The organism is Maricaulis maris (assembly GCF_003634045.1).
In the GTDB taxonomy this organism is placed as follows: domain Bacteria; phylum Pseudomonadota; class Alphaproteobacteria; order Caulobacterales; family Maricaulaceae; genus Maricaulis; species Maricaulis maris.
In genome coordinates this window covers 230,883-248,516 of sequence record NZ_RBIM01000006.1, presented here as the reverse complement: position 1 = coordinate 248,516, position 17,634 = coordinate 230,883, and the positions used below count along the sequence as shown (strand labels likewise).

Here is a 17,634-nt window from a genome sequence, read left to right as displayed (position 1 = left end):
TCATGCTTACGCTGAATGACTTTGCCAACAGTATCGACCCGGCGACGGGCAATCTCGCTTTCTCGCTGCCCCTCGCGGCGCTGCCGGAGGGAAGCGGGCCGGAATTTGCCCTTTCGGCGCAGTATGCGAGCGCACTGGACGGGGCGGCGGAGCAATCCAATCTGACTGCGCCGACTGGCTGGCTGGGCCTCGGCTGGACCCTCAACCTGCCATCCATTGTCGCCGTGCCTGAACCGGATTCCCTGACGCGGGGACGGCGCCTCTTCCTTGTTCGCGACGGGCGGATGACCGAGCTCGTCCCCATTGAAGACGAGGCAGACGGCTCGGTCAGCTATGGCACTGTCGCCGGAGATTTCTGGGTTATCCGCTATAGCGCCGCGAATGAAAGCTGGACGCTGATCGATGAGGACGGGCTGCGTTGGCGCTTTGGCGGCACGCCATCCTCGATCGAGCTGGGCGTGGCTTGGGAGGGCTGGAGCGGAGCTTCATCTGTTACGACCGGGCAGTCCTCGCAGGCGGTGACCTGGTGGCTGTCTCGCCTGACCGATCTCTGGCAGCAGACGGTCGACCTCACTTACACGCAAACCACCGAAACCGTTGGCGACGGCAGTGCGGCCTACACGCGGAGCACCCGTCTTGCCCGGGTCACGCGCGGCGATGGCGCCCGCATTGATCTGAGCTATCAGCCCAAAACCACTGACGAATACGTGCCGGCTCACCAGACGCCGCCAGCGCCAAATGCCTGGCAGGACCGCTATGATTCCCATTTTCTTGCCTCCATCAGCGTTACGGCAGGCGGCGGCGGGCTGCTAAACCGCACCGAATTCTCCTATGCGCTGATGGGTACCGGGCCGCTGACAAAACGGCTTCTGACAGCGGTTGCCTATCATCCTGGCGGCAGTCCGGGCATGCCGGCCACGACTTTCAGCTATCAGGTCGCCGCTGGAGCGGATTACGGCATGATGACCGGAATCAACACCGCGCTCGGCGGGACGGTGGAGGTCGAGTATGCGGCCGTCACGCCGGCCTTTTCGGACCGCTCCCAGTCTCTGTCCGCGCCCGGCGGCGGCCCGTTCGGAACGCCCGTGCTGGGTTTCGCCGCTGATTTCGTCGTCGCCGCCTGGCCCGCGACCGATTCGAGCTCGGTAGCGCTGCAGGCGTCGAGCTGGGATGGGCGATGGGTGCCGGCCGATCTCGGCACACTTGCCACGAGCACAGCCGCCCCGGACTGCGCGGTAAAGACGGCCGGGCTCACCTTCGCGGCGCAGACCGCGACCCAGTTCAAGGCCTGGCGCACTGACCCGCGCATGTCCGGCGCGTGGACCGCATCCGACACCGTGACAGTCGCGCTGTCGACGCCGGCGAGCGTCGATCTCAGCACAATTGACGACTGCGCCGGCATACTCGGCAGCAATACCGCGGTGTTTCAAGCGTTGATCTGGAATGGTTCGGAATGGGCCGAACGCGCCGCGGAAACGCTTGGCGGGGCGGATAGCAGCCCGCTTTGCGCGATGGATGGTGCGGGCGACGCGCTGGTCGCGGTCGTTGCTGACACGACAAATGCCGGCAAGGGAATTACCGTCCACCGGATGGGGCCGGGACCGTTCGCGGCCTGGCAGAGCTCCAGCGACGTGCTGGTTCGCGATTCCGGCACGCTGAGCACAGTTTCGGTGACAGCCGGTTGCGGTTTTGCGGTGATCATCGTCGCCGGTCCGGCCGGCGGGCGTACGCGCGCGCGTGCCATCATCGTTGACTGGCTCGGAAGCGGCGGCCAATTCCGATCGACCTCCCTCACACAGTTCAACGTTGATACTGGTGGCGATATTCCGGAACCCGTGGTCAACGGGTCGAGCATCGCGCTGGGCGAACTGATCGCTCGCTATGACGGCCAGCAATGGACGATCAATAGCGTCGAGGCCATCAAACCATCCGGCGCGCAAACACTTCAGTTGATCTCTTGTGCTGCCGACCAGATCGTACGGACCTATTCGACGGCAAGCGGAGACCTGGTCGCCAGCCTCACCGCCTACAATCCCAATACCACCACCGGCGCGCCGTGGGCCATTGCCAACTCCGTAACCGTTCCGTCGGGCGCCTATGCCGCTCGTGCGGCGGCGGGCACGGTTTGGGCCAATCGCTATGTGCTCATGCCGCACACCTCGCAGGACGGGCAAACGACCGGCAATGCGATCTATTACCAGTCGCCGGACATGAGCTGGGGGTTTGCAGGCGTGTTGTCCGATACGCTCTCAGCGAGCGACCTGCCGAGCCTTCAGCTCGCTGGAGAGCGCTTCCTCGTCTATCAGTCCGGCAGCTCGGTCACGGCGATTCCATTGGCCGACGGTACGCTTGACACTGCGAACAAGAGCGCGATCAGCGGTAAGCTTCTCGTCTCGGGCGCCGCGGCAAATCTGTTGGTCGGACCGACGGCTTTCGCGACCTATAGCGGTGACTGGACCAGTGGCCCGACGATCAGCCTGCATCGCGTGACGCGGGGCGGGGCGGATGGACCCGCCTCCGTCATGACGGTCAGCCGCCTGCGATGCCTGCCCGGCAACACGACGGACACGACCACCGGCTATGCGGTCATCGACCGCGCCCCGAGCTATGAGACGGCATCGGCCGTGATGGCGCCGTCGGGTCGGGCGGCCGCCTTCAACCGGACCACGATCGCGAGCCAGTCAGGCAGCGGTACGGCGTGCGGGTCCGTCCTCTACGAGATGTTCAACATGCTGACGGCTGCTGAGGCGGCCTCACTGCCAACCGCGAAACGCCCCGATTATCCGACGGAGACTGGCGCCGATCCGTCCACCGTCACGCGCCTTCTGGCGGGGCTGACCTACAGGACGACGACAAGTTGGCTAGACGACGCACAGGTGGCGCAAAGCAATACCACTGACTCCGTTGTGAAGGCTGTTGCGCGTCAATTCCTGCCGGCGGGCGGCGACTATGCGCCCTGTGGCTTTTTCTCGCGTATCGTCAAGACCATCGTGGTCACGGACGGCGTCACTTCAGTCTTGTCAGTCCAGTACAATCAGAACGGCTTTCCGGCCAAGGTCACGGGCGCTCGTTTCGACGGCGAAGGCCAAACCGAAACGCTGGAAACTGACATCACCTATTTCCCGGAAGTCTACACGACCGACGTGCCGGAAAACCTCCTGTCGCCAGTCGTGCAATCGATCTCCAAGAGCAATGGTGCGTCGGTGAGCGGGCAGGCAACCACCTGGTCGAGCGACTGGGGCACGCAGGCCACGGATTGGGCGGTTCAGCGCATGTTCGTCGCGGCCGACAAGGATTTCGTCCCCTTCGACGCCTGGACGACCGGTGCCACACCGACGGGATGGCGGCTCGAAACCGAAACGCGCCAGCGCAACAGCTTGGGCAGTCTTGTCGAGGAGGTCGACACGATCGGACGGGCGGTTACGAATATCTATGACCGTTCCGAACGCCATCTCGTTGCCCGGTTCGGACTGTCCAACCCACCGGAGGCGACATATTACGGCTTCGAGCCCTATGAGGCGACAGGGCCGTGGTCGTATCAGGGGGCGTCTTCAATCACGAGCCATATCGTCCAGACCCAGTACCATACCGGATCCCAGTCGCTAGAAATCGCTGCCAGCCCGCCCGCGTCTCCGCAAGGCGCCGTCGCCACACTGCGCGGGCTCGACGCGGATCGGCGCTATATCTTTTCGTGCTGGATGCTGCCGGCGGCTGGCTTCACACCCGATGACACCAAGGCCCGTTGGACACTGCAGGCCTATCAGGACGCCACATCCGCGACGCCGGTCGGTGATCCGGTGGTCGTTGGATTCCCGGCCAGCCCAGATGGCAAATGGGTCTATATCGAAGCGGTGATCGACCTTCCGGCGATTGCTGCGGCAGCCGGCCTGCCAGCCGACACGGTTCTCGGTGTCGGGATCGATGGTTTCAATGCCATCGATGGCGGTGCGGCGGTCTATGTCGACGAGCTGCGTTTCTGCCCGCTCGATGCCGTTTATTCTGCGGTTGTTTTCGATCCGTCGACCTGGATGATCACCGCGTCGCTGGGCGAGAACGGCGCGACCGCGCGTATCGTCCGCACCGAGAATTTGCAGACTGTCGCGACGATCGGTCCGTCGGACGACAATGTCGGCGTCATCTCCGCGACCGCCTATGCGCGAAACCTGTCCGGCCAGGCTGACAGCTATGATCCGGTGCTTCCCAACCAGGTCGTGCGCGTCAGCTCGTCAAGCTTCGGCGGATATCAGGACTTTGATCCGTCCGACGTCGCTGATTGGACATTGGCGAGCGGATGGGGCATCGCCAATCGCCAGCTCACATTTGCCGGTTCAAGCTCCGATCCGATCGGCAGCCGCGCGGAGCTGAAGAACTTCACCTCGAGCAATTACGCGGGCCGCGTCCAGCTGTCCGGCGTGGACCCCGCCTTGACGACCGTGTCGATCGGCAGCGGCGACCTGTTCGTTTCCTGGGTGCCGGGCAGCCCAGGGAAATGGCAATTGCGGCAGTCGGACGGCGGTGGCGGATGGACGACACTTGCCGAGCGCGGCGGTGCGTTCGGAACCGGATGGCTGTTCGCGGTCGTCGATGGCGTTGCTTTTTTCTTTGTCGACGGCAATCAGATATTCGGCGATCTGCTCGACTTTGTCCCGCAGGGCAAGCTGATCATCGCGGCCACTGGCGCCGCGAATTTCGAGCAATTGGTGATCGCCCGCGATCCGTCGATCGATGTGAGCTTCGTCGACGGGGCCGGCACCCTGCTTCAGACCATGGCCATGGTCGACCGCCAGACGGCGCAGATTTCCGGCATCCTGTTTGACGAATTCGGCCGCCCCAGTGTCCAGCGTGAACCGGTGCAACAGACGGTCGCCATTGGTGACGGAGCTGCCACGCCGGCCATCGCCAGCCGCACGGAAGGCGCGCTGACCACCTATCTGCCGGACAAGGCGGGTGGCACTCAGATGACAATCGCGGAATATCTCGATCCGGCCGTCAGCGATGCGCCGTTCAACCGGACGCGGATGGAAGCCTCGCCCTCCGCGCGCCCGTTGGAAATTGCTGGTCCTGGAGCGGACCATGCGCTCGGCAGCGGGCATACAGTCAGGCTCGGCTATGGCGCCAATGCCGCGGGAAGCTGGCTTGATCAGGTGCTGACCTCCGGCGCGCCCGGCCGCGCCGCCGGCAGCTACTATCTGAATACCGTGACCGACCCGAACGGAAATCAGCTGCAGACCGCGACAAACCAGTCGGGTCAGGAGATCGCCAAGGCGTTGATCGAGAACGGGAGCACGACGCCGATCCGGATCGAATCTTACCTTTATGACGGGGCCGGAAACCGGACCGAAACCCGACTACCCAACTATTACGACCCGCCAGCGGACGCCGACAGCAATACGGTTTGGAAGCGTACATCCATTTACGACTTCCTTGGCAACCGCACGGGCGAGACCGGCCCTGACAGCGGGACGACCCGCTTCATGTATGACAGCGTCAACCGGCAGCGCTTCTCCATGGATGCCGCCGGCGCGGCCCTTAGTCCGCAGGTTATTCAGTACTCGAAGTATGACGCCCAGGACCGCGTGATCGAGACTGGCACGGTATCCAAATCGGGTCTGACCTGGGCCGATCTTGCGGCACATGTCGATGATCCGATCTGGCCGGAAGCCGCCGACGGGGCGCTGTGGCTCGAGCGTTATGAGTATGATCGTGTCGCCGGCCCGGGCGCACAGCCGCCCAATCAGGTTGGCCGGCTGATCGTCTCGCGGTGTAATCGGAGTGCGAGCTGGACCCCCGGGGCGACCGAGATCGATACGGAATCCTTCGTCTACGACCGCGCCGGAAACGTTATCACTCAAACCAATTCCACGCCCGGTTTCGATGACACCATTCGTCAGACCGAGTACGCCTTCGACAATCTCAACCGGCCTATCGAGATTGTTTTCCCGCGCGCGCTTTCCGGCACCGGACAACCGCAGGGCAATCCCGTGAACGCGACCTATTTCTATGATCGGCTCGGCCGTATGGCGTCTGTCGGGGAAGGTGCGGACGGCACCGAAGTACTCGACCCGGACAATCCCGTTCCAGGCCCTGAAGCGCGCTACGCCCGCATGAGTTACGACGCCCGCGGCCTGCTTTCGCAGACCGTGCTGGGCATGAATTCCGGCGGACCGATCCAGCAAACCGGCCGCTATGATATTGCAGGCCGACCGTTGACCGTCGGCGGGGACTATGTGCTGCAGACGCTCGCCTATGGGAATGGCGGTATCGGCGGGCCGGATGAAGCCGAGCGCGTGGCAACCGGCACAATAGCCTATATGCGCCACCCGGGCGCGCCCGACGATCTTGCCAGCGGTCTGATCGGCACGCCGCGCACCTGGCAATATGGCTATGATACCGCCGGAAACCTGTGCGCTGCGATGGCATCCGATGCCGGTGAGGATACAGCGCTCAACACCGGAACCGCCACCCACCCCATCACCTATGACGCGAATGGCACGCTTCTGACGGTACCGCGTGGCCCTGCAACCGAAACCTATCATTATGCTGATCCGGTGTCGGGAAAACGAAGCCAGGATCGTATCCTGAGCATCACGACCCAGGTCGATCAGGCCGTTGACCTCTCATCAGGCACGTTGCCAGAAGGTTGGACAGTGTCGGCGAGCAATGCCGGGCCCAGCCCGGTCGATATTGTCACTGGGGCAGGCGGAACAGTCGCCGACTACATCCAGATGGTCGGCGGCACGGCAAGCTATCACCAGACGCTGCGCTATTCCGGAGCGTTCGGCATGGCGCAGAGCTATCGACTGGCCTTTCAGTGGAAAAGCGCGGCGGGATTCGCGGCGGCGCAGGGTCCCGCTTTGCTTCAGATCGTCTTCCGCGATGCACAAGGCGACGTTTTCCGCACAACACTGACCGATCTCGGCGCCGGTGCCGACGACTGGACGGCGGTCAACGCCGATTTCGACCTCGCCGATCTTTGCCGGTCGCTCGCCATCATGCCGGCCGATGTGGTTTCCGTGTCCCTGGAGTTTATCAACGGCAAGCGGCAGGACGACGGTAGCGCCGGGCCGGCCCTGATGGTTGGCGCGCTTGTCTTGTCGACCCTGACCATGTCGGGGTCGACACTGGGTTACGATGCGGCAGGCCGACTGGTCTCCAATCCGCAACGCTTCCTCAGTGCGATTCAATACAGGCCCGGCAGCGGTCAGATGGCCGAAGCGAGTTTTTCTGCTCCTGCTGCGGTGCAGAGCGCCAGCTATTTCTATGGATCCACCGGCCAGCTGAGCACGATCACGGTCACGCCGCGTAGCGGCGATCCACGATCGACACTGTTGATCCGGGCGCCCGGCGGGGCAGTCATCGCCCGCTACGACCGCACGGGAAGCGGGCCGGCAACAGGCACTTTCGAAATTCCGGGCAAGGCGGCCGGACTCGCCCGGATCGACACGGATGCCAACGGCGCCGCGCGCTATTATTTGCGCGACAATCTGGGGTCGGTTCGTGGCATCGGGGTTGAGGGTAGCGGCAATGATGCCGGGCTGGAATCCTACTATGATTACGGCGCGTACGGAGAACTTGTTTCGGCCTCCAGCCTCGATACAGAAGGCGGGCGTTATACCGGCCAACGGCTCGATCCGGCCAGCGGCCTGACCCAGTTCGCGCTGCGCGGCTATGATCCGGCCTTGCGTGCCTTCCTCAGCCCCGATCCGGGACAGGAGACGCCGTGGCCTTACGCCTATGTCGGGAATGATCCGATCAACCGGATCGACCCCGACGGTGCCTTCATGCAGTTCGTAATGGCGGAGCGGACGCGCAACTGGGTCGGTCTTGCCCTTTTTGTCGGGGGCTCGATCAACATTCTCTGGACAGTTGGCCAGGCCGTGATTGAGGACCCTTGGGGCGGTGTCGCCGATGCCACCGAATGGGTTATTGGGCGGGTTGTGCTGCCACCGATCGCGGTGATGGCGACGGCTTCCTGGCTGCTCAGCCCGGTGCTTCGCAATTTTGCGAATGTCGTACATCGCGGAAATCCGCATCACCGGACTTGCCCGGTCGTCTCGATTACCATGGATATCGGGGCGGGCATGGCCGGCGCCGGAATGTTGAGCGCCGTACGCGACATCTCCCATGGCTATGTCCGTCGCATTTCCGAACCGCTCGGAGTGGGCGAAATGGGTTGGCGTGCTTTGGGCGAGGCCTGGAATGGTCTTGTTCCGGCGATTGTCGGCTCGCTCTATCAGCATTTGTACTCGCCGCGTCTGAATGCGTTCGGCGTCCGGGGCGTGCTGAACGGTCCGCGCGTCCACCGGATGGCGAATGGTGGCCACCATGAATATTTCCTGCGCGCTGACGGCTTCTACGCCTTCGAGGAATACATTGAGGAAATCGGCTGGATTCCGTCTTTCCTGGAGCAGGGCAATGCCGATATGCGGCGTGATACGAATTTGGCGCTCGCGATATGCCGCCCCTTCAATTATTTCGAACTCTTCGGTCAGCCGCGAATGCGCTATGGCAACCCGGCCTATAAAGCGACGAATCTTGTGCTCGAGCATCGGGATGTGTTCGGCTATGTGCTGTTCCTGAGCCATGCCCACCACACGCCTGGGCGCGGTGGGCCGCGTCATGTTGGCGTGTCGGCAATCATCCGCCATGGTCATTCGGTCAGCTACTATCTCTATGTGACGACGCGGGACGCGCTTTTGCCCGCCGCGGTCCCGAACGTGTTCACGCCAACGAACGGGACGCGCGCCCTTGGCCCATGAGCGGTGCGAGCAAGGTCGCGCGCTGGCGGCGCGGCGGGCGCGACACGCACTGGAAGATGGACGGGCGGATATTGCTTTGGGTATCCGGCGAAACGCACGGATCGCCTTTTGCCCGGCGCCGAATGGCGGCAACCCGCAGCCTTAACGCCGAGCATTCTGACAAATCCAGCCGATCTGCCGGTGTCGGACAGCTGGTCCGCCCGCCGGCATCCGCCAGCCTCCGTCTACGCGGCGACCAGGCTTTCGCCTTGTCGTCCGGCCATGTAGTCGGCCAGCTTGTTTCGGTATTTCCGGCCGATGCGAACCTGCTCGCCGTTGGCCAGGCTGAGTTGATAGGTGCCATGACGATTGGCCTGGGTACGGACGATATAGTGGACGTTCACGATGGCCGAGCGGTGCACGCGAAGGAAATGTGCGGGGTCGAGGCGGCTTTCAAGTTCCAGCAGCGATATGCGGTGCAGGAGCTGTCGCTGTTCGAGGTTGAAATAGGAGTAGCCACGCGCCGCTTCGATCCAGATGATCGATGATTGTGGAACCCGCACGGTTTCATGCAGGCTGCGAATCCAGAAATCGCGATAGACTTGCCCGATATTCGCGGACGCTTCGCCATTCCGGATTTCAGCAAGTGTCTCGCTGAGGCTGTCCACCTGCGCAAGATCACGCTGACGCTGCAATTCGAGACGGACTCGTCTGAGGCATTCCTCCAAGCGGATGGTGTCGACCGGCCGCAACAGGAAGTCGGTAACCTGGAGTTCGATCGCGGTGAGCGCATGGACCGGCAGGTCGCCCAGCATGACCACGACCGGCGTGTGATGGCCCGCATTGCCGTTCCGGCACAGGAGGGTCTCAAGTCCGGGCAGGTCGCTGCCCAGAAACACAATGTCGGGTCTCGTGCCATGCCAGACATCCCCATTACCGGGTGCGGCATGACTTCCAAGGCATTCAATATTGGGGTAGCGGGCGAGTTGGCGTTCCAGTCCGGATCGCGCTTTTTCCCGTTGATCCAGTATCAGGTACCTCATCATCAGGACTCCTTGCAACTAACTGAAATTGCGTGGATAATCCTTTAGGGTGTGTGGGGTTTCCTGCCTATTGGGGGGGCGGAACAAAGGGGCGGGACCCCAGCCGCTCGGTTTCGTCACACGGGCTGCAGGGATAATCCCGGTTACGGCGTTTTCCGGATCGGGCCGTTCGGGTTGAACCCAAGGCAACAATAAGCCGCAATTGGGTCACCCTGGCCGGGTGCGAAGGGTGTGCGGCGGCGGTTGGTGAGGCGGCCATTGCATTGGGGTGGCCAACAGCCCCGCCTGTTGCCGATCGTCGCGTTCGGTTGCGAATAGCCGCGTTTGGCGACTTTTTGCGGTCGTCGGGATGGATGGGCTGGTACTGGGCGGGGCCCAGTCGGCGCCGCCGCGTGGTGACGAAAATGTAAGCTGCCGGCTTAAACGTCGTCATCCCGTCCCGGGCAGGCTGCGTGACAAATTGGGGAATTGAAACAAGGATCAGACAGGCTGATGGTGCCCGAGTATTTCCACCCTGCCACCCGCATACCGCGCCGCTGGATGATGCGTATTCTGGCGGGGGCCAGCGTGTTTTGGGGCCTCCATGTGCTTGCGTTCGTCGCGATCCAGTATGGGGAGGCTGTTGCGGCCGGGGCGCCGCCCAGCTTCGCGTTGGGCGTTCGTCATCAATCGGTCTTCTCGGCGATCGTGTTGCCGGCGATTGTTTCGGGCGCCTTGCTGGGGCTCGACCATGCCCTGCGTGCACGGCATGTCGTGCGGCGGATTATCGAATCGATCGGGCTGGTCGCGGTCTTCGCTATTGCCGACTATTTCTGGACGGTCCTTGTACTTGCCCCCTATACCGGCGTCCCACCCCAGATCCTTGTCGGTTCGACGCCGTCATTGTACTGGCTGCTCCTGCCCAGCTTTACGGTGATGGCATATTTGGCTGGCGCGCAGCTACGGGCGATTGTCGGTCGTGGCGAGCAGCGGGCCGCAGACGGCAGTTCGCCCGGCCGGCTCGCTGTGAAGTCCTCCGGCCGAACCGACTATGTTACGCTGGCCGACATTGTCGTCGTCTCCGCCCAAGGCAATTATGTGTCCCTGATCGATCGGTCCGGACGCGAAGTCCTGCACCGCGCCACCATGATTGAAATGGCGCAAGTGCTTGAAGGGCACGGTTTCATACAGATCCATCGCTCCCATTTCGTGCGCCCGTCCGAAGTGGTGTCCGCCGAGCAACGGGGCGACCGTATTTCCGCCGTTCGACTCAAGAGCGGCTCGGTGTTGCCTGTCAGCGCCACGGGCAGCGCCATTCTCGCCCAAGCGCTCGCAGGACCCCGGCTCGTCTCGTCTGCCTGAGCCGTGACTGGGTGCCGGGGCCGGCCGTTCGGGCCTGCCATCTCCGGTTTGGCGCATACTCGTTGAGGCGTGTTCACCCGCATTGGTTTGATCGCTGCGTCGTTATTTGTCCGTTCGCGGACGAGGCGGCGTTCGATCAGCAAGTGAGAGGGCCGGCCTGACCGGCCCCGGGGGACAATATGACACAGATCAAGACGACACTTCTCAACACGACGACCGCGATCGGTCTGGCCTTGACGGCCGCGGTTGGCATCGCGGTTGCCACCGGCCCTGCGGCCGTCGCGCAGTCATATACGACAGGCAGTGTCGGCGGTACGATTGTCGACGATGCCGGCCGGCCGGTGGCGGGGGCGAACGTGACAATTGTTTCGAGCGCGCGCGGGGCGACCCGGACGGTGACATCCGGTGCCGACGGTCGTTTCTTTGTGGGCCGCTTGGAGGTTGGAAGCTATACACTCCGGGTTTCGCGCACCGGATATCAGACGATCTCCGACGAGCAGGTCAATGTCTCTGTGGGGACATCGTCGGACTACCGGATGGTGCTGCCGGCGGGCTCGAGTGCGGACGTTATCACGGTCACGGGGCAAGCGATTCAGGCCGATGTCTTCCAGGCATCCGAAACCGGACTCGATCTGGATGTTCAAGCGGTCTTTGAACAGGTCCCGATCGGCCGCGACGTGACGTCGCTGACCTTGCTGGCGCCAGGTACCATTATTGGCGATACCGATTTCGAGGATGGCATCAGTACTGGTTTTGCCTCGATTTCCGGCGCCTCGCCGGGCGAGAATGCCTTCTATATTGACGGCATGAATATCACCGATTTCCGCAATTTCCTCGGTGCATCGGCCGTGCCATTCCAGCTCTACGACCAGCTGGAGGTGAAGTCAGGCGGCTACCAGGCCGAATTCGGCCGTTCGACCGGCGGTGTGGTCAATGCCGTTACGCGTTCGGGCACCAATGAATGGCACTACGGCTTCAACATCTTCTACTCGCCCGACGAATTGCGCGAAGATTCGCCGTCGAACTTCCGCTACGCCAATCGTTTCGATCAGCGCATGACCTTGGAAAGTGATCTCTGGGTGTCTGGTCCGCTGATTGAGGATCGCGTGTTTTTCTACGGTCTCTATTCGCCGCGTCTCATTGAGGCGATCAATATCACCGAGGCAGGACGCGAAGAAGTTGACCGGAGCGACGATCCCTTCTTCGGTTTCCGCATTGATGCGAACCTGTTTGACGGTCACACACTGGCCTGGACGAGCTTTTCCGACGACCGAACGACTGTTCGCGAGGCCAATGACGTCACATTCAGCGCCGATGGCAGTGAAATCACCGGTCGGACGGCGGTCGCACAGACCAATTTCGAGGAAGGTGGTGACGTCAACATCCTGCGCTACTCCGGTGCATTGGCTGACTGGCTGACCGTGTCGGTCACGGCAGGGCGCCAAACCTTCAACCAGACCATTGCAGGCAGCACCGATGGAAATCCGGCCATCCTGGATGCCCGCGATACCAGCGGCACTGTGATCCAGCTGGGCAACTGGGGCGAGATCGTGCCGTCCCAGGGGGGCGATACCCGTGACCTCATCCGTGCGGATGCCGACATTTATGCCAGCTTTTTCGGCGAGCATAATATCCGGGTCGGTGTCGACCAGGAGACGCTGACCGCCGAGGACGTCTCATACTATTCCGGCGGCGTGTATTATCGGCTCTACGATCCGGCCTCGTGCGAGGCCCAGGGTGGACAGGCCGGTCGCGAGTGTGTGCGGGTTCGTCATCTCAACCGCGGTGGCGAGTTCGAGACCGTGCAGACGGCCTTTTATATCCAGGACTCCTGGCAGGTCACCGACCGGCTCAATCTCAATCTCGGTCTGCGCAACGAGACGTTCGACAATCGCAATGCCGGGGGTGATACCTTCACCCGGATCGAGAACCAGCTGGCACCGCGCCTAGGCGCATCCTTCGACTATTTCGGCGACGGAACGCTGGAATTCTATGGCTTCTATGGCCGCTATTTCCTGCCGGTGGCGACCAACACCAATATTCGCATGGCGGGCGCGGAGCTGTTTACCCAGGACTGGTATCAGTTCACTGGCCTGGATGCTGAAGACGTCCCTCAGCTGGACGGAGCACCATTCCTGGAGGAGGTGTTCGGAGACGGGACGGTGCCCGACACCCGGGCAGTCACGGACCAGTATTTGGATCCGATGTATGTCGACGAATTCATTCTCGGCGCGCGCTGGATGATGAATGACCTCTGGGATTTCGGTTTGAACTACACCTATCGCGACCTCGGTGTGACGTTGGAGGACGTGGCGATCGATGCTGCGGTGATCGCCTATTGCCACGATAACGGCCTCACGGTTGGTGGGACTCCGTGCGAAGACATCTGGACCGGCTTTCACCAATACGTGCTGACCAATCCGGGCGAGGACATGCGGGTCTATCTGCCCGAGCTTGATCAGACCGTCGATCTCGATGCCGCGGCGCTGGGATATCCGACGCCGACGCGGACCTATGAAGCCTTGACCCTGACCTTTGACCGCGAGTTCGACGGTGGCTGGGATCTGCATGGTTCCTGGACGTTGTCCCGCAGCGAGGGCAATTACGAAGGTACGGTGAAATCCGACAACGGTCAGGACGATGCCGGCATCACAACCTCGTTTGACCAGCCTGGTCTGACCGATAATTCCGACGGCTTGTTGCCAAACCATCGGGCCCACAAGATGAAGCTGTGGGGCAGTTATGAGGTCAATGAGCTGTTTTCGATCGGTGCCGCAATGCAGGCGAATTCACCGCGTCATTTCGGCTGTATAGGATTTCACCCGACCGACGCTTTCGCGCAGGCCTATGAAGCTGAATCCTTCTTCTGCAATAGCGCGGCAACACCGCGGGGCAGTCAGTTGGAGAGCGACTGGATCTACAATGTAGATCTGGCTTTCATCTATCGACCGCAGCATTTGCCGTTGGGCGGCGACCCCGTGTTCCGCATGGATATCTTCAATGTCTTCGACAGTTCCGGGGTCACTGATATCCGCGAAATTGGCGAAACCGCGCTTAATGTGCCGGATCCGAATTACGGTGCCGCTCTGCGCTACCAGGCGCCGCGTTCGATCCGCTTCGGGCTGTCCTGGGACTTCTGAGTCCCGGGGCCTGCTGACCGGGGTGGCTGCCCTGGGGGCTGGGAAGCGGCGGGCTTTGCCCGCCGCTTCTTTTTTGTTCGCAGCGGCTGTGTGCCCAGCGCCGTTGCTTGTCGCCAACACTGTCATTCGCAACGCCATCCCGTCATTGGGGCAGCCGCCTCTTTAGTGCCCGTTCGTCTCCTGTCTCATAGCGGGCTTGCGCCCGTTGTCTCGGGCGAACGGGACGAATGGCCGGAACGGCTGTCGTGCCCGAGAGGGAAGGGGCCGCTTGCCGGTCCCGGTGTATTTCGAGGGGAAACCATGTCGCACCATACAAGAAAGAAACATCTGCTCCTGACCAGCATCCTGGCGGGAGTTGTCGGATTGTCGTCGGCGCCGGGATTGGCGCAGGACGCAGCCGACGACACAACGGCAGCCGAGGATGACGAGGTCATTGTCGTTACCGGGTCGCGATTGCGCCGCAACGAGTTCACATCAGCTTCGCCCGTGCAGATCGTTACTGCCGAGGAGGCGACGCTGGAGGGGCTGGTGGACGCGGCGGAAATGCTGCAGGGCGCCAGCGTCGCTTCGGGTTCGGCCCAGTACAACAACCAGTTCGGCGGCTATGTCGTCTCCGGCGGGACCGGGGTGAATACGATCTCGTTGCGCGGGCTTGGCGCCCAGCGCTCCCTGGTCCTGGTCAACGGGCAGCGTCTCGGGCCGGCCGGCGTGCGTGGCGAAGTGGGCGCGTTTGACCTGAACGTGCTTCCGCCCGTCGTCATAAACCGGTTTGACATTCTCAAGGATGGTGCGTCCTCGGTCTATGGTTCGGACGCTGTGGCCGGTGTGGTCAATGTGCTGACGCTCGACCGTGTCGAGCGGCCCGAACTGACCGTCTCGGTCAATGCCCCGTTCGAGGGCGGCGGCGAGACATATGATATTTCGGGACTCTATGGGCTGGACTTTGCCAATGGCCATATCGTCCTAGCCGTCCAGTACCAACTGCGCGAAGACCTGTCCCTGGGTGACCGGGATTATCTCGCCTGTCAGCAACCGATGATCTATGACGCGCCGGGGGGCAATCGGATCGACCGAGAGGACCGTTCCATCCTTGCCGGAACGGCTCTGGGCGGGTGCGAGAATATCTATTTCAACACCGTGTTCGATCAGGTCAATGGTGGCCGCTACATTCCCGATCCGGACGGCGTCGGTACGCCGGAACTGCCCGGCTATCGCCTGCGGGTGGTTGGCCGGTATGACACGCACGGCCAAGCGTTCTACGAGGACGTGCAGAATGATGCGCGCTACTTGTCGTCGGACGCGATCAACCGGCAGGAACGCAGCAGCGTGTTCGCCTCGGCGAACTTCGAGTTCGACGCGCTTGGCGGTATCGAATGGCGTGCTGATGCTCTCCTCACGCGCCGGGAGACTTTTTCGGAGGGCTGGCGCCAATTCTTCCCGCTGATCGGTGGGGCCACGGCCCAATCGCTCTTCGGTACCTATGGCTATGCCAATGACCCCGGCTATGATCAGGATCTCATTCTAGCCTTGCCGGTGACCATGTGGCCGTCCAACTACGCGGCGGACGTGCGTTACGCCTCCATAAATTCTACGCTCAGCGGCGAGTTGGGGACTGGATTCGGGCCGTTGGCGGGCTGGGGCTGGACAGTATCGGCCCAATATTCCCGTTCGGAAGGGGAATACACCAATAACGGTATCAGGGCTTCGGAATCCGGTGATGTCCGTTTTACCGACGATGCGCCGGACTATGACCCGCTCTCGTTCGAATTCCTGTCAGGCAATTACGGCGCTGATCTCTATGATCAGCTTACCGTCATGGCGACCGGTCTGACGATTTATGAGCAGACGGTCGTGAATGCCACGATCGCCGGCGACCTGTTTGATTTGCCGGCCGGTCCGGTGAGTGCCGCCATTGGCGCCGAGCGTCGCGGCTTCTCCATCGATGACACGCCATCGGAAGCCTCGCGCACAGGCGAATTGTGGAACTCGACCTCTGCCCAGATCACCCGTGGTGAGGACAATGTGTCGGAGTTTTTCGGGGAGATCGAATTTCCGCTGCTCGCCGACCAGATGTTCGCCGAAAGTCTCTCTCTGAACCTGTCCGGTCGCGTCTTCGACTATGAGTCGGCCGGGTCTGATTCAGTCTGGAAGGCCGGCGTGAACTGGCAGATCACGCCGAGTGTCCGACTGCGTGCCACGGAAGGGACCTCGTACCGCGCGCCGGCACTATATGAACTCTTCCTGGGCAACCAGTCGGCCTTCCTGGCGCAGCTCTCGATCGATCCCTGTATCGACTGGGGCTTGAGCAATAATGACGATGTGCGTCGCAATTGCGCCGCCGAAGGTATTCCCGATGACTATTCGGGGGCCGCGTCCGGTGCCACCATCTATACCGGTGGCGGCCAAGGCGTTCTGGAATCGGAAACGTCGGAAGCGCGCACGATCGGATTGGTCTACACCCCGCAATCGTTGCCGATCTCGATCGCGGTGGACTATTTCGAACTGGAGGTTCTCGACCAGGTGTCTCAATTGGGAGCATCTGCAATCATTGGCGGTTGCTACGGCGCGGCCAATTATCCCAATGCCTTCTGTGACCTGTTCGATCGCAATCCGGGCTCTGCCCAGCTGGATCCGTTTGCCATCACGGAGGTGCGTGACAGCTATATCAATGTGAACTCGCAATATACGTCAGGCGTGGATCTCACGATGCGCTATGCGAACGAACACGATTTCGGCGCTCTCATTGTCGATCTGCAGACAACCTGGACGCTGGACGACATTGTCTACCTGTTCGACCCGAACATTGCGTCCGGTTATGCCAACAATGATTTCAATGGCGTGATCGGTGATCCGCAATTTGTTGCCAATCTGCGCGCTTCGCTTACCCGGGACGCTTGGACCTGGAGCTGGTTTGTGGATTATGTCGACGGCACCACTGACCCGGCGCGGCGTGATCGCACCTTCAACTATCAGGGCTTCGAGAACGCATTCCGGGACCTCAATGTCGAAGGTGTCGTCTACCACGACGCATCCGTGCGCTGGGAAAACGAGGATCTGACCATCCAGGGCGGGATTTCGAACCTGTTTGACGAACATCCGCCAACCGTGTCCGACCCGATCCAGCGCCGGGGCAATACGGCCCTGTCCGGTACCCAGTACGACCTGCGTGGCCGGACCGGCTTTATCCGGGTCACCAAACGCTTTTGATCTAGCCCTTCGGGCAATCCTGAGCTGATGTCAGCCGGTCCGCGATACCACGCGGGCCGGCTGATCTTTGGAAGTTGGGCGTTGGCGCAACCACCGCGACTGGGTCAAGGAGGGCCGCCTCGCGCTGGACGAATGGCGCGACCTGGCTGCTGAAACGCCGAACAT

The 17,634-nt window shown here is 62.0% G+C and carries 5 protein-coding genes; 4 read left to right on the top strand and 1 reads right to left on the bottom strand.

Translation table 11 applies throughout. The features are described 5' to 3' along the window. The first annotated feature begins 2 nt into the window (after nucleotides 1-2). Entirely contained in the window at nucleotides 3-8,759 is an 8,757-nt protein-coding gene (locus C7435_RS13665; RefSeq protein WP_121212114.1) for an RHS repeat-associated core domain-containing protein, read from the top strand. A 224-nt stretch (nucleotides 8,760-8,983) separates the two neighbouring features. Here the strand turns inward: C7435_RS13665 and C7435_RS13660 are convergent, their stop codons facing one another. Next, on the bottom strand, nucleotides 8,984-9,784 hold the full coding sequence (locus C7435_RS13660) for a LytR/AlgR family response regulator transcription factor (RefSeq protein ID WP_121212113.1): 801 nt from the start codon (nucleotides 9,782-9,784) through the stop codon (nucleotides 8,984-8,986). Nucleotides 9,785-10,273: 489 nt separating this feature from the next. Between C7435_RS13660 and C7435_RS13655 the strand changes: the two genes are divergently transcribed. From C7435_RS13655 to C7435_RS13645, 3 genes are all read left to right on the top strand, one after another. After that, complete coding sequence (locus C7435_RS13655) at nucleotides 10,274-11,122, top strand: LytR/AlgR family response regulator transcription factor (RefSeq protein WP_121212112.1); 849 nt, start codon at nucleotides 10,274-10,276, stop codon at nucleotides 11,120-11,122. 179 nt (nucleotides 11,123-11,301) lie between these two features. Next, the gene (locus C7435_RS13650) at nucleotides 11,302-14,262 is read left to right on the top strand and encodes a TonB-dependent receptor (protein ID WP_121212111.1); all 2,961 of its coding nucleotides are present in this window, start codon (nucleotides 11,302-11,304) and stop codon (nucleotides 14,260-14,262) included. A gap of 300 nt (nucleotides 14,263-14,562) precedes the next feature. Next, nucleotides 14,563-17,469, top strand: coding sequence for a TonB-dependent receptor domain-containing protein (locus C7435_RS13645; protein WP_121212110.1), 2,907 nt, complete (start codon nucleotides 14,563-14,565; stop codon nucleotides 17,467-17,469). The last annotated feature ends 165 nt before the right edge of the window (nucleotides 17,470-17,634 follow it).